Genomic DNA, 22,387 nt, shown 5'->3' on the forward strand with positions numbered 1-22,387 from the left:
ATGATAGAAATTTCAAAGCTGACAAAGACCTACGAAAAGAGCAGCCGCGCTCTTAAGGACGTAAGCCTTACCATCGACGATGGGGAGTTTGTCTTTATTACCGGCCGGAGTGGTTCCGGAAAGTCAACCCTGCTCAGAATCCTTCTGAAAGAGGTGGAACCCACTTCCGGCCGTGTTGTCGTGAATGACATGGATCTGGGACGGATGCCACGCCGCTATGTCCCCAAGTACCGGAGACAGCTGGGCGTGGTATTCCAGGATTTCCGTCTGTTAAAGGACCGGAACGTCTATGAGAATGTGGCCTTTGCCCAGAGAGTCATCGGCGTTTCAGGAAGGAAGATCCGGGAATCGGTGCCGGAGATGCTGAGGATGGTGGGCCTTTCATCAAAATATAAATCTTTTCCGCACCAGCTTTCCGGCGGCGAGCAGCAGCGGGTGGCCATTGCCAGGGCCCTCATCAACCGGCCGGCTATCCTTCTGGCCGACGAGCCTACGGGAAACCTGGACCCACATAACGCCATGGAGATCATGGGCCTTCTGGAGGAGATCAACCGTCAGGGGACCACAGTAGTGGTGGTGACCCACAGCAGCGAGATCGTAAATATGATGAGAAAACGGGTGATCACCATCCAGCGAGGTATCGTGGTGGGTGATGAGAAAGAAAGCGGGTACTGGTATGAGGATTAGCACGTTCTGGTTCTGCCTGAAGCAGGGCCTTGTGAATATATGCAGAAATATCTGGTTTTCCCTGGCGTCAGCCGCGATCATTTCTGCATGTATTTTTTTATTCTGTGTATTTTATTCGATCATCACCAACGTCCAGTATATGGTGGTCACGGCTGAGTCCACCATGGGGATCACGGTGTTTTTTGACGAGTCGCTGCCAGAGGATGAGATCCACGCCATCGGGGAGGAGATCCGGAAGGCCCAGGGGCCGATCATAAAGGATATGAAGTTTACCTCTGCGGAGGAGGCATGGGAGAGCTTTAAAAAGGAATACTTTGGGGAGAACAGCGATCTGGCGGAGGGCTTTTCTGACGATAATCCTCTGACTGGCTCGGCTTCCTATGAAATATATCTTTATGACATCAATGACCAGGAGCCGGTGGTTAAGTATCTGGAGGGGCTTTCCGGCGTCCGGAAGGTCAACTATTCCAACAGCGCGGCGGCGGGGCTTTCCAGCTTCAATAAGGTCCTGGCCCTGCTGTTCGGAGCGATCATCCTGATGCTTCTGGCGGTGGCGGTATTCCTGATCAGCAACACCATCTCTGTGGCGGCCGGAATGAGGAAAAATGAGAATAAGATCATGCGCCTCATCGGGGCCACCAATTTCATGATCCGGGCTCCCTTTGTGGTGGAGGGAACGATCCTGGGACTCCTGGGAGCCGCCATCCCCCTGGGAGCCATGTATTTCGGATACCGTCAGACGGTGACGTATGTGGTGGGCCGGTTCCAGATCCTGTCCGGGATCATCCAGTTTCTCCCCATCGAGGAGATCTATCCGTCCATGGCGGCCATTTCCCTGGCGCTGGGCGGAGGTCTGGGCCTTGTGGTGAGTTTTCTGACCATCCGGCGGCATTTAAAGGTATAGGAGGCGCGGCAAGGTGAAAAAAACAGGAAAAGCGGCGGCGGCCGGACTGGCGGCTGTCTTAAGTCTGTGTCTGGCGATCCCGGCCTGGGCCACGGGAAGCCTGGACGATGCGAAAAAGAAAAAGAGCAGTCTGGAAGAGGAAAAAAAGAAGACGGAAGCTGCCATAAAGAGCCTGGAAGGGTTAAAGAGCGACGCGGCGGCCTATGTAAAGAAGCTGGACGCCAATCTGGAGGCCATCAGCGACGAGCTTTCCAGGCTGGGGAAGGATATTGAGGTCAAGGAGGGACAGATCGAGACCACAAAGGCGGAGCTGGAGGATGCAAAGCAGGTGGAAAAAGACCAGTATGAATCCATGAAGCTGCGGATAAAATATATGTATGAGAAGGGAGACAGCTCTTATGTGGATCTTCTCATGGAATCCGGTTCCCTGTCGGAGCTCTTAAATAAGGCGGAATATATTGGAAAGATCTCGGCTTATGACCGGCAGAAGCTGGACGAATACGTGGCCACCAAGGAGCAGATCCAGGCCAAGGAGGCAGAGCTGGAGGCGGAGCATGGGGAGCTTCTGGGGCTTCAGGAGCAGACGGAGGCCAAGCATGCGTCGGTGGAGCAGCTCCTTTCCGCCAAGCAGTCGGAGCTTAAGAAGTATGAGAGCCAGATAAGCGCAGCTGAGGGCCAGCTTTCCGAGTATGAAAAGGACATCAAGGCCCAGGAGGACTCCATCAAAGCCATCGAGGCGGAGATGCGGCGGAAAGAGGAAGAGGCCAGGAAAAAGGCTGAGGCGGCTGGAAAGACGTATAAAACGAAGAATCTTGGGGACATTAGCTTCACATGGCCCTGTCCGTCCAGCGGGCGGATCACCTCGGGGTTTGGCGGCCGGTCCTCACCGACAGAGGGAGCTTCCTCCAACCACAAGGGCATCGACATCGGCGCCTCCACAGGCTCGGGGATCGTGGCAGCGGCAGACGGAGAGGTGGTGGTGTCCACGTACAGCTATTCGGCTGGGAATTATGTGATGATCAACCACGGAGGCGGAGTTTATACGGTCTATATGCATGCCTCCAAGCTGCTGGCATCTGTGGGCGATCAGGTGAAGAAGGGGCAGACCATTGCCAAGGTGGGTTCTACGGGATATTCCACAGGGCCGCATCTGCACTTCGGGATTCGGGTAAACGGTACATATGTGAATCCCAGCCAGTATGTGAGCCCGTGACCGGGGGCGTAAAACAGGAAAGGACAAAATTGCTATGACAGAAACAAACCTGGAAGAAAAAAAACTGGAAGAAGAAAACCAGGATAACGGCAGGAACGAAGGTCTGGAAAAGGAGAAAGAGGACCGGAAGGAAAACGGCCGGGAGGGCCGGAGCCGGTTCTGGAAGGGGGCCTTAGCCGGTTCCCTGGTAACAGCCTTCGTGGTGCTGGCGGCGGTGGGAATGGCAGCCGGAATCTGGATCATGGGCAGGCAGACCCAGGAGACCCGCCAGGCGGTCCTTCCGGAGCCGGAGGGAGAATACGGCCTGGATATGGGAAGGCTGGCTCCAAAGCTGGGCTATATGCAGCAGCTCATTGACCAGTATTATCTGTTCGATGAGGACGAGGAGCGGGAAAACCCGGAGGACTGGATCTATACGGGCTATGTATATTCCCTTCAGGACCCCTATTCTACTTACTATACGGCAGAGGAATATGAGAGTGTCCAGGAAAGCAGCAACGGCGAATACTGCGGCATCGGCGTCCAGGTGAGCCAGAATGTGAATACAGGGATCATCACGGTGATCCGGGTGTTCAAGGATTCTCCGGCAGATAAGGCAGGCATGCGTCCGGGGGATGTGATCACCGGCGTAGGCGATGTGGATGCGGCGGGAATGGATCTGAGCATCCTGGTCAGCGACCACATTAAGGGAGAAGAGGGAACAGAAGTGACGGTCACTGTGTTCCGGGAATCCATCGAGGACAGCCTGGACCTGACCATGACCCGGGAGATCGTGGAGAATCCCACGGTGGAGTATGACCTGCTGGAGGATAATGTGGGATACATTTCCATCTCTGCCTTTGAGGAGGTCACCGGCGACCAGTTTAAAACGGCCGCAGACTCCCTGTTGGGCAAGGGGGCGAAGAGCCTCATCATCGATCTGCGGAATAACGGCGGCGGTGTGGTAACAGCGTCTACGGATATTGCGGACTATCTGCTCCCCGATGGAAAGACCATCGTGAGCTTTAAAGGAAAAGGAGTGGACGACAGCGTAAAGATCACGGAGGACGGCCATCAGGTGGACGTTCCCATCATCCTTCTGGTCAACGGAGAGAGCGCCAGCGCGTCGGAGGTACTCACAGGAGCGCTGAAGGACAACGGCTGGGCCACTGTGGTGGGCACAAAGACCTTTGGAAAGGGCATTGCCCAGGGAATTTTTGACCTGCCCGACGGCAGCGCCTTAAAGCTCACAACAGCGTATTATTACGTTCCCTCCGGCGAATGCATCCATGAGGTGGGCATTGAGCCGGATCTTCTGGTGGAGCTGGACGAGGGCCTGGAGAGCATGATCGAGATCCCCAGGGAGCAGGACAACCAGCTAAAGGCAGCCATGGACGTGGCTGTCAACGGGCTGGAGGAAGCGGAAAAGCGCGTGGAGGAATCCGCAGCGGCGCTGGAGGCTGAGGACGGCGCAGAGGAAGGAACTGCCGAAGAGGGGCAGTAAGGAAAACAGGCAGGTATACTGCCGATGGAAACGGAGTATGCGCGGAGTATCCGGGCAGATAAACCAGAACAAAATCTGCAGAAAACCAGCCGGATTCCCGTCGGGGAGTTCCGGCTGGTTTTTGCGTATTCTTAAAGGCAGAGGGGGCTATGGAATGGGGATTTTAAAACGTGGCTGGTTAAGATGCACGCTGAGTATGGTTCTGCTGTTGGGAATCATACTGTTGACCTTTAGTTGCAGATCCACAAACAGACTGGCAGTCATCAGTAAAGAGGATGCGCTGAAAGACTACGATGCTATGTGGGAAATTCTGGAGGAGAACTATCCATTTTTTCCTGTGATCCAAAGGAAATACTTCTTGTCATCGGACGCAGTAAAAGAAGGCTACCGCAAGGATATTCAAGATATCGAGACGAGATATATGGATTTTAATGATTATTATGAAATCGTAACATCCTGCATCAATACCATGCATCAGACCGGGCATTTAGAGATCCTGACGCCAGATAAATACCAGAGGGAACTTGATAGAGAAGAGGCTTATAAGAACGAGGGGGACTGGAAGCCGGGGGTGGAGTGGAGATACCAGCTCTATAAGGATCCGCAGGTAAGGGAGAGATACCGATATCTGGAAGAAAATGAAAAAACGGAGATGGTTGGACAAAATCCGGCAGGAGGAACCGGTATAAGCAGAGAAAATTTAGAGTTTCAGGAACTGGGAGAGGAGATTGCATATGTAAAAATTAAGAGCTTTAACGTATCGAATATTAAAAACGATAGGGAAAAGTTACACGCCTGGTTTAAGGAAAATGCAGAAAAAAAGATAATTATTGATATAACAAGAAATGGTGGTGGGACAGACAGCTATTGGCAGGAGCTGATCGTTGCGCCTAATATCAATAAACCGCTGGAGTCAGTATCTTATTATCTTACCCCTTTTGGAGAGGGAACGCAGGAGCAGCTTAAACTGGATGGGGTCAATGAAGGCACACTGGATTCTGACTTGGATAAACTGTATAATCTGCCAGGGCTGAACTGGGATGATCTGGAAGGGATTTCTGGTTTTGGTACTACAATGAGACGGGTATCTCCGGCATTTGACAAAGCAGTATGCAGCGGTCCTTTTTACCTGCTGGTCGGCCCCAATGCATATTCCTCGGCAGACGGGTTTGCCATGTTTTGTAAAAATACAAAATTCGCCACAGTAGTTGGAGAAAATACAGGGGGAGACGGGGGTGGAAGAAATGTGTGTGTTGTAAAACTGCCTGTCAGCGGATTACTGCTGCGGTTTCGGGCAATGCATGTGCTGAATCCAGACGGAAGCAGCAATGTTGAATCAGGGACGGTGCCGGATGTGGTTCCAGAGATAAAGGGAAGAAAAGATACATCATACCTGGGCCTGTGTTTAGATTATATAAAGGGTAACTCTTGATTTTGTCAAAGCCTGGAGCTGGCATTTTATGTGGATTTCTTCCTATTATATAGGCGCAGAAAAACAGGATATGCACAGATTGTAAAAATTGCGGAAAAGTGCTTGCATTTTAAAAGATTTTATGTTATGCTGTCAGAGCTGTGGCATGATAGCTAAGAAGCGTGAGGTTGCTGCCTGTAAATGGCAGGTTTTCCGTGGAGCGAATGTCAAGTTAGGAAACTGGCGACAAGTCACTGTACCAAATTAACAGCTGCTCTTGGTAAGGGGCAGTAACAACGTGTGGATCAGATGATACACACGAGACCGTGTACAGTCACCGCTTGTCGTACTTCGTTAAAAGTGCGAAAAGGAGGCGACTTTTTTTATGGCAAGTCAGGTTATGAGAATCACATTAAAGGCGTACGACCATCAGCTGGTTGATCAGTCCGCTGGAAAAATCATCGAGACAGTAAAAAAGACAGGATCTAAGGTGAGTGGACCGGTTCCGCTGCCGACCAAGAAAGAGGTTGTAACGATCTTAAGAGCTGTTCACAAGTACAAAGATTCCAGAGAGCAGTTTGAGCAGAGAACTCATAAGAGACTCATCGATATCACAAGCCCGAGCCAGAAGACCGTGGACGCTCTGTCCAGACTGGAAATGCCGGCAGGCGTGTTTATCGACATCAAGATGAAAAACAAATAAGATTTGTTTTTCCTGGAGCCTGAGAAGCAAAGAGCTTGAGCGGGCGGTCCCTGGGGAACGGCATGGAAAAAACTGTCCGGGGAATGAATATGTTAATCCAGAATGGTTCTGATATAAAAGCAACACTTTCCTGAAAGGGAATCAACATCACCGAAAAAGCGGTGTCATAGTGTTCCACCTATGTTGGGCTGCTCTAGGATGAACGCGGGGCAAAGGCCCTGTGTTCCGCTGTAGATTAGTAACAGGAGGTAAAGAAATGAAGAAAGCGATTTTAGCTACAAAAGTCGGAATGACACAGATCTTCAATAACGAAGGCGTTCTTGTTCCGGTAACTGTTCTTCAGGCTGGACCGTGTGTAGTAACACAGGTTAAGACAGAAGAAAACGACGGCTACAAAGCTGTACAGGTTGGTTTTGTTGACAAGAGAGAGAAACTTGTGAACAAGCCGGTAAAAGGCCATTTTGACAAGGCTGGCGTATCTTACAAGAGATATGTGAGAGAGTTCCGCTTTGAGAATGCAGAAGAGTACAATGTAAAGGACGAAATCAAAGCCGATATCTTCGCAGAGGGCGACAAGGTTGACGCAACAGCGATCTCCAAAGGTAAAGGTTTCCAGGGTGCTATTAAGAGATTAGGACAGCACAGAGGACCCATGGCTCACGGTTCCAAGTTCCACCGTCATCAGGGTTCCAATGGTTCCGCAACAACTCCGGGCCGCGTATTCAAGGGCAAAGGCATGCCGGGTCACATGGGTCATAAGAGAATCACAACCCAGAACCTGGAAGTTGTAAGAGTTGATGCAGAGCAGAATCTGATTCTGGTTAAGGGCGCAGTACCGGGCCCGAAGAAATCCTTAGTAACACTGAAGGAAACAGTAAAAGTTTCTAGGTAAGCTTTTACAGGAAAGGAGGAAACATAGAAATGGCAAACGTATCCGTATACAATATGGAAGGCAAAGAAGTTGGCACAATGGAATTAAACGATGCCGTATTCGGCGTTGAAGTGAACGAGCATCTCGTACACCTTGCCGTTGTAGCACAGCTTGCAAATAAACGTCAGGGAACACAGAAGGCTAAAACACGTTCCGAAGTTTCCGGCGGCGGAAGAAAACCGTGGAGACAGAAAGGAACCGGCCATGCAAGACAGGGATCCACAAGAGCACCGCAGTGGACAGGCGGCGGCGTAGTATTCGCACCGACACCGAGAGATTACTCCATCCGTCTCAACAAGAAGGAGAAGAGAGCTGCTCTTAAGTCCGCTTTAACAAGCAGAGTAAACGACAACAAGTTCGTTGTAGTTGACGAGTTAAAGTTCGAGGAGATCAAGACAAAGAACTTCAAGAACGTAATGAACAACTTAAACGTATCCAAGGCACTGGTTGTACTTGCAGAGAACGATCAGAACGTAGTTCTTTCCGCAAGAAACATCCCGGAAGTAAGAACTTCCCTTGTTAATACACTGAGCGTGTATGACATTCTGAAATACAACACAGTAGTAGCCACCAAGGCTGCAGTAGCTTCTATCGAGGAGGTGTACGCATAATGGCAAATGTACAGTATTACGACGTAATCCTCAAACCGGTTGTAACTGAGAAGAGCATGAACGCTATGAGCGAGAAGAAATATACGTTCCTGGTTCATCCGGAAGCAAATAAGACCATGATCAAAGAGGCTGTTGAGAAGATGTTCCCGGGCACAAAGGTTGCTTCCGTAAACACCCAGAACCTCAACGGCAAGAATAAGAGACGCGGCATGATCGTTGGCAAGACCGCAAAGACAAAGAAAGCCATCGTAAAGCTGACCGCTGACAGCAAGGAGATCGAGATCTTCCAGGGATTATAAGCTGAAAGCGGCTTAGCGAATGCCCGCACCCTATGCGACAGAAAAGTCGCGACATGAAAAACAAGAAACGCCAGAGGGCGTTGAAAGGAGCAAATAATGGGAATCAAAACCTATAACCCATATACACCTTCCAGAAGAAACATGACTGGTTCCGATTTCTCTGAGATCACTAAAAAGTCTCCGGAGAAGGCACTTCTTGTTTCCTTAAAGAAGAACGCAGGCCGTAACAACCAGGGTAAGATCACTGTTAGACACCACGGCGGCGGAAGCAGAAGAAAATACAGAATCGTTGACTTCAAGAGAAATTCCAAAGATGGAATTCCGGCAACTGTAATCGGAATCGAGTACGATCCCAACAGAAGCGCAAACATCGCTCTGATCTGCTATGCAGACGGCGAGAAAGCATATATCCTTGCACCCCAGGGATTAACCGACGGAATGAAGGTTATGAGCGGCGAGAAGGCAGAGGCTAAGGTTGGCAACTGCTTACCGTTATCCATGATCCCGGTTGGTGCCCAGGTACACAACATTGAATTACAGCCTGGCAAAGGCGGCCAGCTAGTACGTTCCGCTGGTAACGCAGCTCAGTTAATGGCAAAAGAAGGCAAGTACGCAACTCTTCGTTTACCCTCCGGTGAAATGAGAATGGTTCCGATCGCATGCCGCGCAACCATCGGTGTTGTAGGCAACGGCGACCACAACCTGATCAAGATCGGTAAGGCTGGCAGAAAGCGCCACATGGGCATCCGCCCGACCGTCCGCGGTTCTGTTATGAACCCCAACGACCATCCGCATGGTGGTGGTGAAGGTAAGACAGGTATCGGCCGTCCGGGTCCGTGCACACCGTGGGGCAAGCCTGCTCTTGGTCTTAAGACAAGAAAGAAAAACAAACAGTCTAACAAACTGATCGTAAGAAGAAGAAACGGTAAGGCGTAATCGATAGGAGGTAAAACGATGGCTCGTTCACTTAAAAAAGGACCATTTGCTGATGCTAGCTTACTGAAAAAGGTAGACGCTATGAACGAGGCAGGACAGAAACAGGTTATCAAAACCTGGTCCCGCCGTTCTACGATCTTCCCGCAGATGGTTGGTCATACAATCGCAGTACATGATGGAAGAAAGCATGTACCGGTATACGTAACAGAGGATATGGTAGGCCACAAGCTCGGTGAGTTCGTTGCTACAAGAACTTACAGAGGCCACGGAAAAGACGAGAAGAAGTCCGGTCGTAAATAACTAAGACGCTTTGAAAGGAGGTTTTATCAATGGCTAAGGGACATAGAAGTCAGATTAAGAGAGAAAGAAATGCAAATAAAGATACAAGACCCTCTGCAAAGCTGTCTTATGCAAGAGTATCTGTTCAGAAGGCTTGTTTCGTATTAGATGCCATCAGAGGCAAAGATGTTCAGACTGCACTTGGTATTGTAACTTACAATCCCAGATATGCGTCCAGCTTAATTGAGAAATTATTAAAGTCTGCTATCGCAAACGCAGAAAACAACAACGGTATGAGTGCCGAGAACCTGTATGTGGAGGAGTGCTACGCAAACAAGGGACCGACCATGAAGAGAGTAAAACCGAGAGCACAGGGCAGAGCTTACAGGATCGAGAAGAGAATGAGCCATATCACGATTGTGCTCAATGAGAGATAGGAGGCAGTTATGGGACAGAAAGTTAATCCACACGGCATGAGAGTCGGTGTTATTAAAGACTGGGATTCCAGATGGTATGCTGAAGCTGATTTCGCTGACAACCTGATCGAGGACCACGAGATCAGAACATACCTGAAAAAGAGATTATACAGCGCCGGCATTTCCAAGATCGAAATCGAGCGCGCTTCTGATAGAATCAAGATCATCGTTCACACAGCAAAGCCGGGCGTTGTGATCGGTAAGGGCGGAGCTGAGATCGAGAAATTAAAAGCTGAAGTCCAGAAGATGACCGACAAGAAGCTGTTTGTAGATATCAAGGAAGTTAAGAGACCGGACCGCGACGCCCAGTTAGTAGCTGAGTCCATCGCACAGCAGTTAGAGAACCGTGTTTCCTTCCGTCGTGCCATGAAGTCCACCATGGGCCGTTCCATGAAGGCTGGCGTTCTTGGTATCAAGACTGCCGTAGGCGGACGTCTCGGCGGCGCTGATATCGCGCGTACAGAGTTTTACAGCGAGGGAACAATCCCGCTTCAGACATTAAGAGCAGATATTGACTATGGTTTCGCTGAGGCAGACACAACCTACGGCAAGCTTGGCGTTAAGGTTTGGATCTACAAAGGCGAAGTACTTCCTACTAAGGGAAATAAGGAAGGGAGCGATAAATAATGTTAATGCCTAAGAGAGTAAAGCGCCGCAAACAGTTCCGCGGAACGATGGCCGGTAAAGCTTTAAGAGGAAATAAAATCTCCAACGGTGAGTATGGCCTGATCGCCACTGAGCCGTGCTGGATCAAGTCCAACCAGATCGAGGCAGCCCGTGTTGCCATGACCCGTTACATCAAGCGTGGTGGTAAAGTATGGATCAAGATCTTCCCGGATAAGCCGGTAACAGCAAAGCCTGCTGAGACTCGTATGGGTTCCGGTAAGGGCGCTCTTGAATACTGGGTAGCAGTTGTTAAGCCAGGCCGTGTTATGTTTGAGATCGCTGGCGTTCCAGAAGAAACAGCAAAGGAAGCTCTTCGTCTTGCTATGCACAAACTTCCCTGCAAGTGTAAGATTGCTTCTAAAGCAGATTTAGAAGGCGGTGATAACAGTGAAAACTAATAAATATGTAGAAGAATTAAAAGCGAAGACAGCTGCAGAGTTAAACGAGGAATTAGTTGCAGCAAAGAAGGAACTCTTTAACTTAAGATTCCAGAACGCAACCAATCAGTTAGATAACACCAGCAGAATCAAAGAGGTTCGCAAGAACATCGCCAGAATTCAGACTGTTATCACAGAGAAGGCAAGGGTTGCTAACTAATTCATAACAGCGCCGTTCTGTCAGACAGATCACAGGACGCTATTATGACACACGCCGATGCGTGTGACTGAACGAAATTTGAAAGGAGACTATCCGTCGTGGAAAGAAATCTTAGAAAAACACGTACTGGTAAGGTAGTTAGCAACAAAATGGATAAGACGATCGTTGTTGCTATTGAAGACCACGTAAAACATCCGTTGATCGGTAAGATCGTTAAGAAGACATATAAATTAAAAGCTCATGATGAGAAGAATGAGTGCGGTATCGGCGATACAGTTAAAGTGATGGAGACAAGACCGTTATCCAAGGATAAGAGATGGAGACTTGTTGAGATCATCGAGAAGGCAAGATAGTCGGTAGTGATTCGAGGAAGGAGTATCAGGCATGATTCAGCAGGAAAGCAGATTAAAAGTTGCTGATAATACTGGAGCCAGAGAACTTCTCTGCATCCGTGTTATGGGCGGCTCTACAAGAAGATATGCGAATATCGGCGATATCATCGTAGCTTCCGTTAAAGATGCAACACCAGGCGGCGTTGTAAAGAAAGGCGATGTAGTTAAGGCCGTTGTTGTACGTACAGTGAAAGGTGCCCGCCGTAAAGACGGTTCCTATATCAAGTTCGATGAGAACGCAGCAGTTATCATCAAGGATGACAAGACTCCCAGAGGAACCCGTATCTTTGGGCCGGTTGCAAGAGAACTTCGTGAGAAGCAGTTCATGAAGATCGTATCTCTGGCTCCGGAAGTATTATAAGGAGGTGCCAGGTAATGCATAAGATCAGAAAAGACGATATGGTAAAAATTATCGCTGGTAAAGATAAAGACAAGACCGGTAAGGTTCTTGATGTAGATACAAAGAAGAACACAGTTCTGGTTGAGGGCTGCAACATGGTGACAAAGCACACCAAACCGAGTCAGACAAACCAGACCGGCGGTATCGTTCATCAGGAAGCTGCCATTGACATCTCCAACGTTATGCTGCTCGTAGACGGAAAAGCTACAAGAGTTGGCTTTGAAGTAAAAGATGGCAAAAAAGTTCGTGTTGCAAAGGCAACCGGCAAAGTAATCGACTAAGAGCAGAGAGGAGGAAAAACAAGTTGGCTAGATTAAAAGAAATGTATCAGAACGAGATCGTTGATGCAATGATCAAGAAATTTGGATATAAGAACGTTATGGAAGTGCCGAAGCTCGACAAGATCGTGATCAACATGGGCGTAGGCGAAGCAAAAGACAACGCGAAAGTCCTTGACTCTGCAGTTCGTGACCTGGAGATCATCACTGGTCAGAAGGCAGTTCTGACCAAAGCTAAAAAGTCCGTTGCAAACTTCAAGATCAGAGAGGGCATGGCGATCGGATGTAAGGTTACTCTCCGCGGCGAGAAGATGTATGAGTTCGCTGATCGTCTCATCAACCTGGCTCTTCCCCGTGTACGTGACTTCCGCGGCGTAAATGCAAACGCATTCGACGGCAGAGGAAACTACGCACTCGGTATCAAAGAGCAGCTCATCTTCCCGGAGATCGAGTATGATAAGGTTGATAAGGTTAGAGGTATGGACGTTATTTTCGTTACAACCGCTAAAACGGACGAAGAGGCCCGTGAGCTTTTAACATTATTCAACATGCCGTTTGCAAAGTAATTTAGGAGGATTTATCCATGGCAAAGACTTCAATGAAGATCAAACAGCAGCGTCCGGCAAAGTTCTCCACAAGAGAATATAACCGCTGCAGAATCTGCGGCCGTCCGCATGCATATCTGAGAAAATACGGCATCTGCCGTATCTGCTTCCGTGAGCTCGCTTACAAGGGCGAGATCCCGGGAGTAAAGAAGGCTAGCTGGTAGGCCGAAAGCAACTTAGTGAGCCGCAGGCGACAGGCGAGCTTAGTGCGAGGGATGTTTCCGACAGCTTAGCTGAGGGAACTGTCGTGGCCGGTGGCTCTTACTAAGACGCAAGGCCCGTTCTTCACCCCACGGTAGAAGAACCATCCCTGTGACGCCCCAGGCGTTTCACAGGGAAACTTTTCGCCGTCCGGCGAAGAACACTCCTGTGCAGCGCAGGATCCCTGCGAACCACAGTGACAAACCAACATCCATAAGGAGGAAATTTAATCATGACAATGAGCGATCCGATTGCAGATATGCTTACAAGAATCCGTAATGCCAACACTGCAAAACACGATACAGTAGACGTACCGGCTTCCAAGATGAAATTAGCTATCGCTGATATCCTTGTAAGAGAAGGCTACATCAAGAAATACGACATCGTTGAGGATGGCGGCTTCCAGACCATCCGCATTGCCTTAAAGTATGGCAAGGACAAAAACGAGAGGATCATCTCCGGCATCAAGAAGATCTCCAAACCGGGTCTTCGTGTATATGCCGGCAAGGAAGACATGCCGAAGGTACTTGGCGGACTTGGTATCGCCATCGTATCCACCAACCACGGTGTGATCACTGATAGAGAAGCCCGTGAGCTGGGCGTAGGCGGAGAAGTTCTCGCTTTCGTTTGGTAATTTAGGATGTTATCCCCACCGCCTGCAAAGCCCGGGAGATCCCAGGAAGGGCGGCGGGTGAAGGACAGACGCAGGAGACTGCGGCCTGTCCCGAATATAACATAGAAACTGAAAACAGAGCACGTAAAAGCGTGCTCCGAAAATCTAAGTAGGAGGTATATGGCATGTCACGTATTGGTAGAATGCCGGTTGCGATCCCCGCTGGCGTAACAGTAGAGATCGTAAACAATTATATGACTGTAAAAGGTCCGAAGGGAACACTTGAGAGACAGCTTCCGGTTGAAATGGAAATTAAGCAGGAAGACGGTAATGTGATCGTAACAAGACCGAACGATTTAAAGAAAATGAAATCTTTACACGGTCTCACAAGAACCTTAATCGCAAACATGATCCACGGCGTTACAGAAGGCTACGAGAAGAAGCTGGAAGTAAACGGCGTAGGTTACAGAGCTGCTAAGCAGGGCAAGAAATTAACACTTTCCCTTGGTTATTCCCATCCGGTAGAGATGGAAGATCCCGAAGGCATTGAGACTGTTCTGGAAGGTCAGAACGTGATCATCGTTAAGGGCATCAACAAAGAGAAAGTCGGCCAGTACGCGGCTGAGATCAGAAGCAAGAGAGAGCCGGAGCCGTACAAGGGCAAGGGTATCAAATATGCTGATGAGGTTATCAGACGTAAAGTTGGTAAGACTGGTAAAAAATAATTTAAGGAGAGTGTAAAAATGGTTAGCAAGCAGTCAAGAAGCGAAATCCGCAGAAAAAAGCATTATAGATTACGCAACCGCTTTGCTGGTACAGCAGAGAGACCGCGTTTAGCAGTTTTCAGAAGCAATAATCATATGTATGCCCAGATCATCGACGACTCCGTTGGACACACCTTAGCTTCCGCCTCCACCGTTGAGAAGGAGATCAAGGCTGAGTTAGAGAACACAGATACCGTTGATGCAGCTGCATACGTTGGAACAGTGATCGCAAAGAGAGCAATCGAAAAGGGAATTACCGAAGTTGTTTTCGACCGCGGCGGTTTCATCTATCAGGGTAAAGTTCAGGCCTTAGCAGACGCAGCCCGCGAGGCTGGTCTGAAATTCTAGTAGAGAGGAGAATACAGCATGAAGCGTACAATCATTGATGCAGGTCAGTTAGAACTGAATGACAAAGTTGTTGCCATCAAGCGCGTATCCAAGACTGTAAAAGGTGGACGTACCATGAGATTTTCCGCTCTGGTAGTAGTAGGCGACGGCAATGGCCATGTAGGCGCAGGTCTTGGTAAGGCAGGCGAGGTTCCGGAGGCTATCCGCAAAGGTAAGGAAGCAGCCATCAAGAACATGGTTGAGATCCCCATGGACGAGAACAACAGTATCCCCCACGATTTCCTTGGAAAGTTCGGAAGCGCATCCGTACTTTTAAAGAGAGCTCCGGAAGGTACTGGTATCATCGCAGGCGGCCCGGTACGTTCCGTAGTTGAGCTTGCAGGTATCAAGAACATCCGTACAAAATCTTTAGGCTCCAACAACAAGACAAACGTTGTTTTAGCTACCATCGAGGGTCTTCTCAGCTTAAAGACTCCGGAAGAGGTTGCTAAGAACCGCGGCAAATCTGTTGAAGAAGTTGTTTGCTAATAGGAGGATAGAAAAATGGCAGAGAAGTTAAAGATCACATTAGTAAAATCCCCTATCGGAGCTATTCCGAAGCAGAGAGCGACTGTTGAAGCCCTTGGTTTAAAGAAGCTTCAGAAAACAGTTGAATTACCGGATAATGCAGCAGTAAGGGGCATGATCCAGAATGTAAGACATCTGGTAAAAGTTGAAGAAATCTAATCTTGATATAGAGTAAGGAGGTGCAGAGATGAATTTATCTAATTTACATCCTGCTGAAGGATCCAAGCACAGCGATAATTTCAGAAGAGGCCGCGGCCACGCTTCCGGAAACGGAAAGACAGCTGGTAAGGGACACAAAGGCCAGAAGGCTCGTTCCGGAGCACCGAGACCCGGTTTTGAAGGCGGTCAGATGCCTTTATACAGACGTATTCCGAAGAGAGGCTTTAAGAATATCAATTCTAAGACAATCGTAGGTATCAACGTAAGCGCACTTGAGAGATTTGACAACGACTCCACAGTTTCTGTTGAGACTTTAATGGAGTGCGGTCTTGTAAAGAACCCGCAGGACGGCGTTAAGATTCTTGCAAACGGTGAGTTAACAAAGAAACTTAACGTGAAGGCTAATGCGTTCAGCGAAGCTGCAAAAGCAAAAATTGAAGCATTAGGTGGAACCTGCGAGGTGATCTAATATGTTAAATTCGATACAAAAAGCATTTAAGGTGAAAGAAGTCCGCGAGCGGCTTCTTTACACCTTCATGATGCTGATTGTGATCCGGATCGGTTCCTGTCTGCCGATCCCGGGGGTAGATGCCAGCTTTCTGAAGGAGTTCTTCACGAATCTTCAGAATTCCGGCATGGGCTTTGTCAACGCGATCACTGGCGGATCCTTTTCCAACATGTCGCTGTTTGCACTGAGCATTACCCCGTATATCACATCTTCCATCATTATGCAGCTTATGACCATTGCGATCCCCAAGCTTGAGGAGATGCAGAAGGAAGGCGAAGATGGAAGAAAGAAGATCGCAGAGTATACCAGATATCTGACTGTGGCGCTGGCCCTGTTCCAGTCCTCAGCCATGGCCATTGGTTTCGGAAAGCAGGGCCTTCTCTATGAGGATGCCCAGAACGTCTGGGGCTATATGACCGTTATCGCGGCAATGACCGCAGGTTCTGCCCTTCTTATGTGGATTGGTGAACGGATCACAGAAAAGGGAGTGGGCAACGGTATTTCCATCGTGCTTCTGATCAATATCGTTTCCAGTCTCCCGCAGGATGTGCTGATGCTGTATGAGCGCTTTATGGCCGGCAAGTCTGTTGCAGTGGCAACAGTGGCAGCCATCATCGTTCTTGCAGTGGTGGTTGCAACCGTCGTTTTCGTTCTTGTATTAAACGGTGCAGAGCGCCGCATTCCGGTGCAGTACTCAAAGAAAATGCAGGGACGCAGAATGATCGGCGGCCAGTCCTCACACATCCCCTTAAAGGTCAACACCGCAGGCGTGATCCCTGTGATCTTTGCATCCTCGATCATGTCCATGCCGGTAATGATCGCCCAGTTCTTCAATGTGGACTATTCCACATTTGGAGGAAAGATTCTTATGGCGTTAAGTTCCGCCAACTGGTTCAGACCGGAAATGCCGGTTTATTCGGTTGGCCTCTTGATCTACATCGTGCTGGTGGTACTGTTCGCGTATTTCTACACGTCCATTACCTTCAACCCGCTGGAAGTGGCCAACAATATGAAAAAATCCGGCGGCTTTATCCCGGGCGTACGTCCCGGCAAGCCCACGTCTGATTTTCTGAATAATATTTTGAACTACATTGTTTTCATCGGAGCCACAGGTCTTGTGATCGTATGTATCGTCCCGATCATCGCATCCGGCCTGTTCAACGTTGGAAGCCTCTCCTTTGGAGGCACATCCCTGATCATTATTGCCGGCGTTATCCTGGAGACCATCAAAGCAGTGGATTCCATGATGCTGGTGAGAAATTATAAGGGATTCTTAAACGACTAGCTGGAAAACGGCAGTTCAATATGGATAGCAGTCAAAAACGGACGGAAATACTTTTTTCGTCCGTTTTTTAGATAATGTGTTTCTTGATCGTGAAGTTCAGGAGGAAAGAGCATGAAAATAATTATGTTAGGCGCCCCTGGTGCCGGAAAAGGGACCCAGGCAGAGCGGATCTCGAAAAAATACGGGATCCCGCATATCTCTACCGGGGACATCTTCCGGGCGAACATCAAGGCGGGAACTGAGCTGGGCATAAAAGCAAAGGCTTATATCGATAAAGGACTCCTGGTACCGGATGACGTGACAGTGGATCTGGTCATGGACAGGATCAGCCAGGAGGACTGTAAGAACGGTTATATCCTGGATGGCTTCCCCAGGACCATTCCCCAGGCAGAGAGCCTTACAGAGGCATTAAAGGCCCGCGGAACGTCCATCGATCATGCCGTTGATGTGGATGTTCCCGATGAAAGCATCATCGCACGGATGTCCGGCCGCCGCGCATGCCTTACATGCGGAGCCACGTACCATACTGTATATGCGAAGCCGGTGAAGGAGGGGATCTGCGACAAATGCGGAGCCAGCCTTGTGCTGAGAGAGGATGACAAGCCGGAGACCGTAAAACAGCGTCTCCTTGTTTACCACGAACAGACGAAGCCGCTGATCGATTATTACAGAAGGGAAAATGTCCTGTGCACCGTGGACGGAACGCAGGATATGGAGAAGGTTTTTCTGGATATCACGAAGACTTTAGGAGCTTAAGAAAATGGCAGTAACGATTAAATCGCCGAGAGAGATTGAACTGATGAGAAAAGCCGGGGAGATCCTGGCAAAGACCCACGAGGAGCTTCATGCAGCCCTTCGGCCTGGAATGTCCACCCTGGACATCGACCGGCTGGGAGAGAAGATCATCCGCAGCCACGGATGCATTCCTTCCTTTAAGAATTATAACGGATACCCGGCTTCCATCTGTGTGTCCGTCAACGACGAGGTGGTCCACGGGATCCCAAACCGTCACAGGATCTTAAAGGAGGGGGATATCGTCAGTCTGGACGCCGGCGTGATCTATAAGGGATATCATTCTGACGCAGCCAGGACCTGGGCCGTAGGCCAGGTATCTCCGGAAGCGCAGAAGCTGATGGATGTAACGAAGCAGTGCTTTTTTGAGGGGATCCGGTTTGCGAAGGCAGGCTGCCACCTGGGAGAGATCTCTGCGGCGATCCAGTCTTACGCCGAGAGCTTTGGCTACGGTGTGGTCCGGGATCTGGTGGGCCACGGCATCGGCACCCATCTCCATGAGGACCCGGAGGTGCCCAATTTTGCCATGAAGCGCAAGGGACTTCTGCTGCAGCCGGGCATGACCCTGGCAGTGGAGCCCATGATCAATATGGGGACCTATGAGGTGGTCTGGATGGACGATGACTGGACCGTTGTGACCAAGGATCATTCCCTGTCCGCCCATTATGAGAATACCATTCTCATAACAGAGGGCGAGCCGGAGATCCTGTCCTTATAATAGCAGAAACTGGAGGGGGTTCCATGGAAATGCTCGCCGGATGGAGGGCGGTGTCCCTGGCCGGAAATGATAAGGGCCGGGTATACGTCATAAAGGAAGACTGCGGGGAATATGTTTTCCTGTCGGATGAAAACGGAAAAATACAGCGGAAGAACAAGAAACACATTCAGGTTATAAAAAAATAAGGCGAACCGTCATATAGGAGGTAATAAGAAAATATGTCTAAGGCAGATGTGATCGAGATTGAGGGCGTTGTTGTTGAGAAGCTTCCCAATGCCATGTTCCAGGTAGAGCTGGAGAACGGACACAAAGTGTTAGCCACCATCAGCGGAAAGCTCCGCATGAACTATATCCGGATCCTTCCCGGAGATAAGGTGACTCTGGAAATGTCCCCCTACGATCTTTCTAAGGGCAGGATCATCTGGAGAGACAAGTAGGCTGAAAATTTTAAAAAAGCACTTGATTTTCCAGAACAAAGATGGTATAATGCTCAAGCGAACTTTGTTGGAACGCTTGTATTATGCCCTTTTTTAGAGAGCTTTATATACAGGTATGCAACCCGTAATGCCGTTATCCCAGGGCCTCCGGAATGTGGTGTGTATCTGGAGCCGGAAGGAAATGGACTACGAAGGAAAGGAGAATTACTGTGAAAGTAAGATCATCAGTAAAACCGATTTGCGAAAAGTGCAAGGTTATCAAGAGAAAAGGCAGCATCAGAGTAATCTGTGAGAATCCTAAACACAAACAAAGACAGGGTTGATCGCCGCAGATCATCTGTATTTTTTCGCGCGGCTTTGGCATGACGCGCCAGGATGCGTTGTTCGTGCCGGCAAATTTTTATTTCTACTAAATTAAATGGAGGTACACTCATGGCTCGTATTTCAGGTGTTGATTTACCAAGAGAAAAACGTGTCGAAATCGGCTTAACTTATATCTACGGTATCGGTAGAACAAGTGCAAACCGTATTCTTGCTGAGGCTGGTGTGAATCCGGACACCCGTGTCAAGGATTTAACCGATGACGAAGTGAAGAACATCGCAGCAGTGATCGCAGAGACCCAGGTGGTTGAGGGTGACTTACGTCGTGAGACAGCTTTAAACATCAAGAGACTGCAGGAGATCGGCTGCTACCGCGGAATCCGTCATAGAAAGAGCCTTCCGTGCCGTGGTCAGAAGACCAAGACAAACGCAAGAACCTGTAAGGGTCCGAGAAAGACAGTAGCAAACAAGAAGAAATAAGTTTTGTAACCAGTAGGTGAAAATGAATCACGTTGCATGTTTTAAAGACAGGAAACAGGGTTCAATATTCGAGAAAGTAGGTTAGTTTAAAATGGCTAAAAAAGTGTCCACTGCAAAGAAAGTGACAAAAAAGCGTATTAAGAAAAACGTTGAACGCGGACAGGCGCACATCCAGTCATCTTTTAACAACACAATCGTGACATTAACAGATGCACAGGGAAATGCTTTATCTTGGGCAAGTGCAGGCGGTCTGGGATTTAGAGGTTCAAGGAAATCTACTCCATATGCAGCGCAGATGGCTGCAGAAACTGCAACTAAGGCAGCTCTTGTACATGGTTTAAAGTCCGTTGACGTTATGGTAAAAGGACCTGGCTCCGGCCGTGAGGCTGCGATCCGTGCCCTTCAGGCATGCGGCCTGGAAGTAACAAGCATTAAGGACGTAACACCGGTTCCGCACAACGGATGCCGCCCGCCCAAACGTAGAAGAGTCTAATTAGGAGGAAAAACAATGGCAATTGATAGAGTTCCTGTTCTTAAAAGATGCAGATCCCTTGGTCTTGATCCCATTTATTTAGGAATAGATAAAAAATCCAACAGAGAATCCAAAAAAGGCAACAAGAAAGTAAGTGAGTACGGCCTTCAGTTAAGAGAAAAGCAGAAAGCAAAATTCATTTACGGTGTGCTTGAGAAGCCTTTCCGCAACTACTACAAGAAAGCTGAGCGCTTAAACGGACAGACTGGTGAAAACCTGATGATCCTGTTAGAGAGCAGACTTGACAACGTTCTGTTCCGTATGGGCTTCGGCAGAACAAGAAAAGAGACAAGACAGATCGTTGACCACAAGCACGTTCTTGTAAACGGCAAGTGCGTAAACATCCCGTCTTATCTTGTAAAAGCCGGTGATGTGATCGAAATCAAAGAGAAGCACAAAGGCGACACAAGATACAAGATGATCCTTGACGTGACTGCTGGCCGTCTGATCCCGGCCTGGTTAGAGGTTGACCAGGAGAACTTAAAGGGTACAGTGAAAGCTCTGCCCACAAGAGAAGAGATCGACGTTCCGGTTGATGAGATGCTCATCGTAGAGTTATACTCCAAATAAAAATGATTCACCGAAGCGGCAGCTGCCGGGGCCCGGCCTGTTTTATACGGGCCTGGTTTCTGTGGGCCGCCGCTTCGCGGCATTTTGTTGCCCAGCATGTAAAAAAAGGTCCTCCGGGCCTTTTTTGAGCCAAAGCATACCCAAAAGGAGGGGCTTTTTGTGTTCGATTTTGAGAAACCAAACATTGAGATTGCTGAAATTTCTGAAGATAAGAAATACGGGAAGTTTGTCGTAGAGCCGCTGGAGAGGGGCTACGGTACAACTCTGGGTAACTCCCTGAGAAGAATCATGCTTTCTTCTTTACCGGGTTCTGCTGTCAGCCAGGTGAAAATCGACGGAGTTCTGCATGAGTTCAGTTCCATTTCCGGTGTCAAGGAAGATGTGACTGAGATCATCATGAACGTTAAGAGCTTAGCGATCAAGAATAACAGCGATACAAACGAGCCGAAGACCGCCTACATCGAGTTTGAGGGCGAGGGTGTCATCACAGCCGCCGATATCCAGACGGACGCTGACATCGAGATCTTAAACCCGGAGCAGGTCATCGCCACCTTAAGCGGCGGAGCCGACAGTAAGTTCTATATGGAGCTTACCATCACCAACGGCCGCGGCTATGTAAGTGCTGATAAGAACAAGAGCGACGACCTTCCCATCGGCGTGATCGCCGTGGATTCCATCTATACACCAGTTGAGCGTGTCAACATGGCTGTTGAAAATACCCGTGTGGGTCAGATGACAGACTATGACAAGCTGACACTGGAGATCTACACCAACGGCACGCTTGATCCGGATGAGGCCGTGAGCCTTGCAGCGAAGGTCTTAAGCGAGCATCTGAATCTCTTTATCGATCTTTCTGAAAACGCCAAGACCGCAGAGGTTATGGTGGAGAAAGAGAATAATGAAAAAGAAAAAGTTCTTGAGATGAACATTGACGAGCTGGAGCTTTCCGTTCGTTCCTATAACTGTCTCAAGAGAGCAGGCATCAACACAGTTGAAGAGCTCTGCAGCCGTACCTCCGAGGACATGATGAAGGTGAGAAACCTTGGAAGAAAGTCCCTGGAAGAGGTACTGGCAAAGTTAAAGGAGCTGGGCTTACAGCTCAATTCCAGCGACGAGCAGTAATTTTTAGAAACAGCACTGGGGCGGTAAGACCAAAGATGCGCGTCCCGGCGCAGGACAATTTATGGAAATATGGCGGCTGTCCAGTAAGACCAGAAGATG

Annotated in this window: 36 protein-coding genes; all 36 read left to right on the forward strand. The window is 49.0% G+C overall.

Annotated features, from left to right (window positions below):
- Entirely contained in the window at positions 1–687 is a 687-nt protein-coding gene (gene ftsE, locus ACI6NM_RS12940) for a cell division ATP-binding protein FtsE (RefSeq protein ID WP_022272690.1), read from the forward strand.
- Positions 677–1,591, forward strand: a complete 915-nt coding sequence (locus tag ACI6NM_RS12945) for a cell division protein FtsX (RefSeq protein ID WP_262426714.1) — start codon at positions 677–679, stop codon at positions 1,589–1,591. The genes ftsE and ACI6NM_RS12945 overlap by 11 nt, the downstream gene beginning before the upstream one ends.
- A gap of 13 nt (positions 1,592–1,604) precedes the next feature.
- Positions 1,605–2,804 (forward strand): murein hydrolase activator EnvC family protein, encoded by a 1,200-nt coding sequence (locus ACI6NM_RS12950; protein WP_022272688.1) that lies wholly within the window; start codon positions 1,605–1,607, stop codon positions 2,802–2,804.
- Positions 2,805–2,838: 34 nt separating this feature from the next.
- Positions 2,839–4,287, forward strand: a complete 1,449-nt coding sequence (locus ACI6NM_RS12955; RefSeq protein ID WP_262426713.1) for a S41 family peptidase — start codon at positions 2,839–2,841, stop codon at positions 4,285–4,287.
- A 154-nt stretch (positions 4,288–4,441) separates the two neighbouring features.
- Complete coding sequence (locus tag ACI6NM_RS12960; RefSeq protein ID WP_262426712.1) at positions 4,442–5,719, forward strand: S41 family peptidase; 1,278 nt, start codon at positions 4,442–4,444, stop codon at positions 5,717–5,719.
- A gap of 364 nt (positions 5,720–6,083) precedes the next feature.
- Positions 6,084–6,401 carry a 30S ribosomal protein S10 gene (gene rpsJ / locus ACI6NM_RS12965; RefSeq protein ID WP_022272686.1) on the forward strand — a complete coding sequence of 106 codons (318 nt, stop codon included), beginning with the start codon at positions 6,084–6,086 and terminating at the stop codon, positions 6,399–6,401.
- A 256-nt stretch (positions 6,402–6,657) separates the two neighbouring features.
- The gene (gene rplC / locus ACI6NM_RS12970; protein ID WP_022272685.1) at positions 6,658–7,293 is read left to right on the forward strand and encodes a 50S ribosomal protein L3; all 636 of its coding nucleotides are present in this window, start codon (positions 6,658–6,660) and stop codon (positions 7,291–7,293) included.
- 29 nt (positions 7,294–7,322) lie between these two features.
- On the forward strand, positions 7,323–7,943 hold the full coding sequence (rplD, locus tag ACI6NM_RS12975; protein WP_022272684.1) for a 50S ribosomal protein L4: 621 nt from the start codon (positions 7,323–7,325) through the stop codon (positions 7,941–7,943).
- Positions 7,943–8,242 carry a 50S ribosomal protein L23 gene (gene rplW, locus ACI6NM_RS12980; RefSeq protein WP_262426711.1) on the forward strand — a complete coding sequence of 100 codons (300 nt, stop codon included), beginning with the start codon at positions 7,943–7,945 and terminating at the stop codon, positions 8,240–8,242. Before rplD ends, rplW begins: the two co-directional genes overlap by 1 nt.
- 96 nt (positions 8,243–8,338) lie before the next feature.
- Entirely contained in the window at positions 8,339–9,178 is an 840-nt protein-coding gene (gene rplB, locus ACI6NM_RS12985; RefSeq protein WP_022272682.1) for a 50S ribosomal protein L2, read from the forward strand.
- An 18-nt stretch (positions 9,179–9,196) separates the two neighbouring features.
- Positions 9,197–9,478, forward strand: coding sequence for a 30S ribosomal protein S19 (rpsS, locus tag ACI6NM_RS12990; RefSeq protein ID WP_015553840.1), 282 nt, complete (start codon positions 9,197–9,199; stop codon positions 9,476–9,478).
- Positions 9,479–9,507: 29 nt separating this feature from the next.
- The gene (rplV, locus tag ACI6NM_RS12995) at positions 9,508–9,894 is read left to right on the forward strand and encodes a 50S ribosomal protein L22 (protein ID WP_022272681.1); all 387 of its coding nucleotides are present in this window, start codon (positions 9,508–9,510) and stop codon (positions 9,892–9,894) included.
- Positions 9,895–9,903: 9 nt separating this feature from the next.
- Positions 9,904–10,560: a 30S ribosomal protein S3 gene (gene rpsC / locus ACI6NM_RS13000; protein ID WP_022272680.1), complete on the forward strand. Its 657-nt coding sequence runs from the start codon at positions 9,904–9,906 to the stop codon at positions 10,558–10,560.
- Complete coding sequence (rplP, locus tag ACI6NM_RS13005) at positions 10,560–10,997, forward strand: 50S ribosomal protein L16 (RefSeq protein ID WP_022272679.1); 438 nt, start codon at positions 10,560–10,562, stop codon at positions 10,995–10,997. The genes rpsC and rplP overlap by 1 nt, the downstream gene beginning before the upstream one ends.
- Entirely contained in the window at positions 10,987–11,196 is a 210-nt protein-coding gene (gene rpmC, locus ACI6NM_RS13010) for a 50S ribosomal protein L29 (RefSeq protein WP_021905521.1), read from the forward strand. Before rplP ends, rpmC begins: the two co-directional genes overlap by 11 nt.
- A gap of 98 nt (positions 11,197–11,294) precedes the next feature.
- Positions 11,295–11,549 carry a 30S ribosomal protein S17 gene (gene rpsQ / locus ACI6NM_RS13015; protein ID WP_022272678.1) on the forward strand — a complete coding sequence of 85 codons (255 nt, stop codon included), beginning with the start codon at positions 11,295–11,297 and terminating at the stop codon, positions 11,547–11,549.
- A gap of 31 nt (positions 11,550–11,580) precedes the next feature.
- The gene (rplN, locus tag ACI6NM_RS13020; protein WP_022272677.1) at positions 11,581–11,949 is read left to right on the forward strand and encodes a 50S ribosomal protein L14; all 369 of its coding nucleotides are present in this window, start codon (positions 11,581–11,583) and stop codon (positions 11,947–11,949) included.
- A 14-nt stretch (positions 11,950–11,963) separates the two neighbouring features.
- Entirely contained in the window at positions 11,964–12,269 is a 306-nt protein-coding gene (gene rplX, locus ACI6NM_RS13025; protein WP_022272676.1) for a 50S ribosomal protein L24, read from the forward strand.
- Positions 12,270–12,292: 23 nt separating this feature from the next.
- On the forward strand, positions 12,293–12,832 hold the full coding sequence (gene rplE, locus ACI6NM_RS13030; RefSeq protein ID WP_022272675.1) for a 50S ribosomal protein L5: 540 nt from the start codon (positions 12,293–12,295) through the stop codon (positions 12,830–12,832).
- 17 nt (positions 12,833–12,849) lie between these two features.
- Positions 12,850–13,035 carry a type Z 30S ribosomal protein S14 gene (locus ACI6NM_RS13035; RefSeq protein ID WP_008396318.1) on the forward strand — a complete coding sequence of 62 codons (186 nt, stop codon included), beginning with the start codon at positions 12,850–12,852 and terminating at the stop codon, positions 13,033–13,035.
- Positions 13,036–13,304: 269 nt separating this feature from the next.
- Positions 13,305–13,706, forward strand: coding sequence for a 30S ribosomal protein S8 (gene rpsH / locus ACI6NM_RS13040; RefSeq protein WP_022272214.1), 402 nt, complete (start codon positions 13,305–13,307; stop codon positions 13,704–13,706).
- A 164-nt stretch (positions 13,707–13,870) separates the two neighbouring features.
- Positions 13,871–14,410 (forward strand): 50S ribosomal protein L6, encoded by a 540-nt coding sequence (rplF, locus tag ACI6NM_RS13045; protein WP_022272213.1) that lies wholly within the window; start codon positions 13,871–13,873, stop codon positions 14,408–14,410.
- An 18-nt stretch (positions 14,411–14,428) separates the two neighbouring features.
- Complete coding sequence (rplR, locus tag ACI6NM_RS13050) at positions 14,429–14,797, forward strand: 50S ribosomal protein L18 (protein ID WP_022272212.1); 369 nt, start codon at positions 14,429–14,431, stop codon at positions 14,795–14,797.
- Positions 14,798–14,815: 18 nt separating this feature from the next.
- Positions 14,816–15,325 carry a 30S ribosomal protein S5 gene (gene rpsE / locus ACI6NM_RS13055; protein ID WP_022272211.1) on the forward strand — a complete coding sequence of 170 codons (510 nt, stop codon included), beginning with the start codon at positions 14,816–14,818 and terminating at the stop codon, positions 15,323–15,325.
- A 15-nt stretch (positions 15,326–15,340) separates the two neighbouring features.
- A complete protein-coding gene (rpmD, locus tag ACI6NM_RS13060; protein WP_022272210.1) occupies positions 15,341–15,523 on the forward strand; it encodes a 50S ribosomal protein L30 in 183 nt (60 codons plus the stop codon).
- A 28-nt stretch (positions 15,524–15,551) separates the two neighbouring features.
- Positions 15,552–15,992: a 50S ribosomal protein L15 gene (gene rplO / locus ACI6NM_RS13065; protein WP_022272209.1), complete on the forward strand. Its 441-nt coding sequence runs from the start codon at positions 15,552–15,554 to the stop codon at positions 15,990–15,992.
- Position 15,993: 1 nt separating this feature from the next.
- The gene (secY, locus tag ACI6NM_RS13070; RefSeq protein WP_215652794.1) at positions 15,994–17,316 is read left to right on the forward strand and encodes a preprotein translocase subunit SecY; all 1,323 of its coding nucleotides are present in this window, start codon (positions 15,994–15,996) and stop codon (positions 17,314–17,316) included.
- A gap of 111 nt (positions 17,317–17,427) precedes the next feature.
- On the forward strand, positions 17,428–18,072 hold the full coding sequence (locus ACI6NM_RS13075; protein WP_215652795.1) for an adenylate kinase: 645 nt from the start codon (positions 17,428–17,430) through the stop codon (positions 18,070–18,072).
- Positions 18,073–18,076: 4 nt separating this feature from the next.
- Complete coding sequence (gene map, locus ACI6NM_RS13080) at positions 18,077–18,826, forward strand: type I methionyl aminopeptidase (protein WP_022272206.1); 750 nt, start codon at positions 18,077–18,079, stop codon at positions 18,824–18,826.
- A gap of 23 nt (positions 18,827–18,849) precedes the next feature.
- Positions 18,850–19,011, forward strand: coding sequence for a KOW domain-containing RNA-binding protein (locus tag ACI6NM_RS13085; RefSeq protein WP_022272205.1), 162 nt, complete (start codon positions 18,850–18,852; stop codon positions 19,009–19,011).
- Between the two features lie 33 nt (positions 19,012–19,044).
- The gene (infA, locus tag ACI6NM_RS13090) at positions 19,045–19,263 is read left to right on the forward strand and encodes a translation initiation factor IF-1 (protein WP_015553825.1); all 219 of its coding nucleotides are present in this window, start codon (positions 19,045–19,047) and stop codon (positions 19,261–19,263) included.
- A 209-nt stretch (positions 19,264–19,472) separates the two neighbouring features.
- Positions 19,473–19,586, forward strand: a complete 114-nt coding sequence (gene rpmJ / locus ACI6NM_RS13095) for a 50S ribosomal protein L36 (protein ID WP_073992704.1) — start codon at positions 19,473–19,475, stop codon at positions 19,584–19,586.
- 109 nt (positions 19,587–19,695) lie between these two features.
- On the forward strand, positions 19,696–20,064 hold the full coding sequence (gene rpsM / locus ACI6NM_RS13100) for a 30S ribosomal protein S13 (RefSeq protein ID WP_022272204.1): 369 nt from the start codon (positions 19,696–19,698) through the stop codon (positions 20,062–20,064).
- A gap of 91 nt (positions 20,065–20,155) precedes the next feature.
- Positions 20,156–20,557: a 30S ribosomal protein S11 gene (gene rpsK, locus ACI6NM_RS13105; protein ID WP_022272203.1), complete on the forward strand. Its 402-nt coding sequence runs from the start codon at positions 20,156–20,158 to the stop codon at positions 20,555–20,557.
- A gap of 15 nt (positions 20,558–20,572) precedes the next feature.
- Positions 20,573–21,166, forward strand: a complete 594-nt coding sequence (gene rpsD, locus ACI6NM_RS13110; protein WP_262426710.1) for a 30S ribosomal protein S4 — start codon at positions 20,573–20,575, stop codon at positions 21,164–21,166.
- Positions 21,167–21,325: 159 nt separating this feature from the next.
- Entirely contained in the window at positions 21,326–22,288 is a 963-nt protein-coding gene (locus tag ACI6NM_RS13115; RefSeq protein ID WP_022272437.1) for a DNA-directed RNA polymerase subunit alpha, read from the forward strand.
- Positions 22,289–22,387: the final 99 nt, after the last annotated feature.

The sequence above is a fragment of the Pilosibacter sp. YYHA0881 genome, from assembly GCF_051602715.1.
Classification (GTDB): Bacteria; Bacillota; Clostridia; order Lachnospirales; family Lachnospiraceae; genus Alitiscatomonas; species Alitiscatomonas aceti.

Coding starts and splice junctions, on each gene's coding strand:
- ACI6NM_RS12960 (WP_262426712.1), top strand. CDS start 4,442: ATGGGGATTTTAAAACGTGGCTGGTTAAGATGCACGCTGAGTATGGTT.
- rpsH (WP_022272214.1), top strand. CDS start 13,305: ATGACAATGAGCGATCCGATTGCAGATATGCTTACAAGAATCCGTAAT.
- ACI6NM_RS12955 (WP_262426713.1), top strand. CDS start 2,839: ATGACAGAAACAAACCTGGAAGAAAAAAAACTGGAAGAAGAAAACCAG.
- rplD (WP_022272684.1), top strand. CDS start 7,323: ATGGCAAACGTATCCGTATACAATATGGAAGGCAAAGAAGTTGGCACA.
- secY (WP_215652794.1), top strand. CDS start 15,994: ATGTTAAATTCGATACAAAAAGCATTTAAGGTGAAAGAAGTCCGCGAG.
- rpsS (WP_015553840.1), top strand. CDS start 9,197: ATGGCTCGTTCACTTAAAAAAGGACCATTTGCTGATGCTAGCTTACTG.
- ACI6NM_RS13035 (WP_008396318.1), top strand. CDS start 12,850: ATGGCAAAGACTTCAATGAAGATCAAACAGCAGCGTCCGGCAAAGTTC.
- ACI6NM_RS12945 (WP_262426714.1), top strand. CDS start 677: ATGAGGATTAGCACGTTCTGGTTCTGCCTGAAGCAGGGCCTTGTGAAT.
- rplW (WP_262426711.1), top strand. CDS start 7,943: ATGGCAAATGTACAGTATTACGACGTAATCCTCAAACCGGTTGTAACT.
- rplV (WP_022272681.1), top strand. CDS start 9,508: ATGGCTAAGGGACATAGAAGTCAGATTAAGAGAGAAAGAAATGCAAAT.
- rplN (WP_022272677.1), top strand. CDS start 11,581: ATGATTCAGCAGGAAAGCAGATTAAAAGTTGCTGATAATACTGGAGCC.
- rpsC (WP_022272680.1), top strand. CDS start 9,904: ATGGGACAGAAAGTTAATCCACACGGCATGAGAGTCGGTGTTATTAAA.
- rpsD (WP_262426710.1), top strand. CDS start 20,573: ATGGCAATTGATAGAGTTCCTGTTCTTAAAAGATGCAGATCCCTTGGT.
- rplC (WP_022272685.1), top strand. CDS start 6,658: ATGAAGAAAGCGATTTTAGCTACAAAAGTCGGAATGACACAGATCTTC.
- map (WP_022272206.1), top strand. CDS start 18,077: ATGGCAGTAACGATTAAATCGCCGAGAGAGATTGAACTGATGAGAAAA.
- rplR (WP_022272212.1), top strand. CDS start 14,429: ATGGTTAGCAAGCAGTCAAGAAGCGAAATCCGCAGAAAAAAGCATTAT.
- rplP (WP_022272679.1), top strand. CDS start 10,560: ATGTTAATGCCTAAGAGAGTAAAGCGCCGCAAACAGTTCCGCGGAACG.
- ftsE (WP_022272690.1), top strand. CDS start 1: ATGATAGAAATTTCAAAGCTGACAAAGACCTACGAAAAGAGCAGCCGC.
- rpsK (WP_022272203.1), top strand. CDS start 20,156: ATGGCTAAAAAAGTGTCCACTGCAAAGAAAGTGACAAAAAAGCGTATT.
- ACI6NM_RS13075 (WP_215652795.1), top strand. CDS start 17,428: ATGAAAATAATTATGTTAGGCGCCCCTGGTGCCGGAAAAGGGACCCAG.
- rplX (WP_022272676.1), top strand. CDS start 11,964: ATGCATAAGATCAGAAAAGACGATATGGTAAAAATTATCGCTGGTAAA.
- rplO (WP_022272209.1), top strand. CDS start 15,552: ATGAATTTATCTAATTTACATCCTGCTGAAGGATCCAAGCACAGCGAT.
- infA (WP_015553825.1), top strand. CDS start 19,045: ATGTCTAAGGCAGATGTGATCGAGATTGAGGGCGTTGTTGTTGAGAAG.
- rpsM (WP_022272204.1), top strand. CDS start 19,696: ATGGCTCGTATTTCAGGTGTTGATTTACCAAGAGAAAAACGTGTCGAA.
- rpsJ (WP_022272686.1), top strand. CDS start 6,084: ATGGCAAGTCAGGTTATGAGAATCACATTAAAGGCGTACGACCATCAG.
- rpsE (WP_022272211.1), top strand. CDS start 14,816: ATGAAGCGTACAATCATTGATGCAGGTCAGTTAGAACTGAATGACAAA.
- rplF (WP_022272213.1), top strand. CDS start 13,871: ATGTCACGTATTGGTAGAATGCCGGTTGCGATCCCCGCTGGCGTAACA.
- ACI6NM_RS13085 (WP_022272205.1), top strand. CDS start 18,850: ATGGAAATGCTCGCCGGATGGAGGGCGGTGTCCCTGGCCGGAAATGAT.
- rpmD (WP_022272210.1), top strand. CDS start 15,341: ATGGCAGAGAAGTTAAAGATCACATTAGTAAAATCCCCTATCGGAGCT.
- rplB (WP_022272682.1), top strand. CDS start 8,339: ATGGGAATCAAAACCTATAACCCATATACACCTTCCAGAAGAAACATG.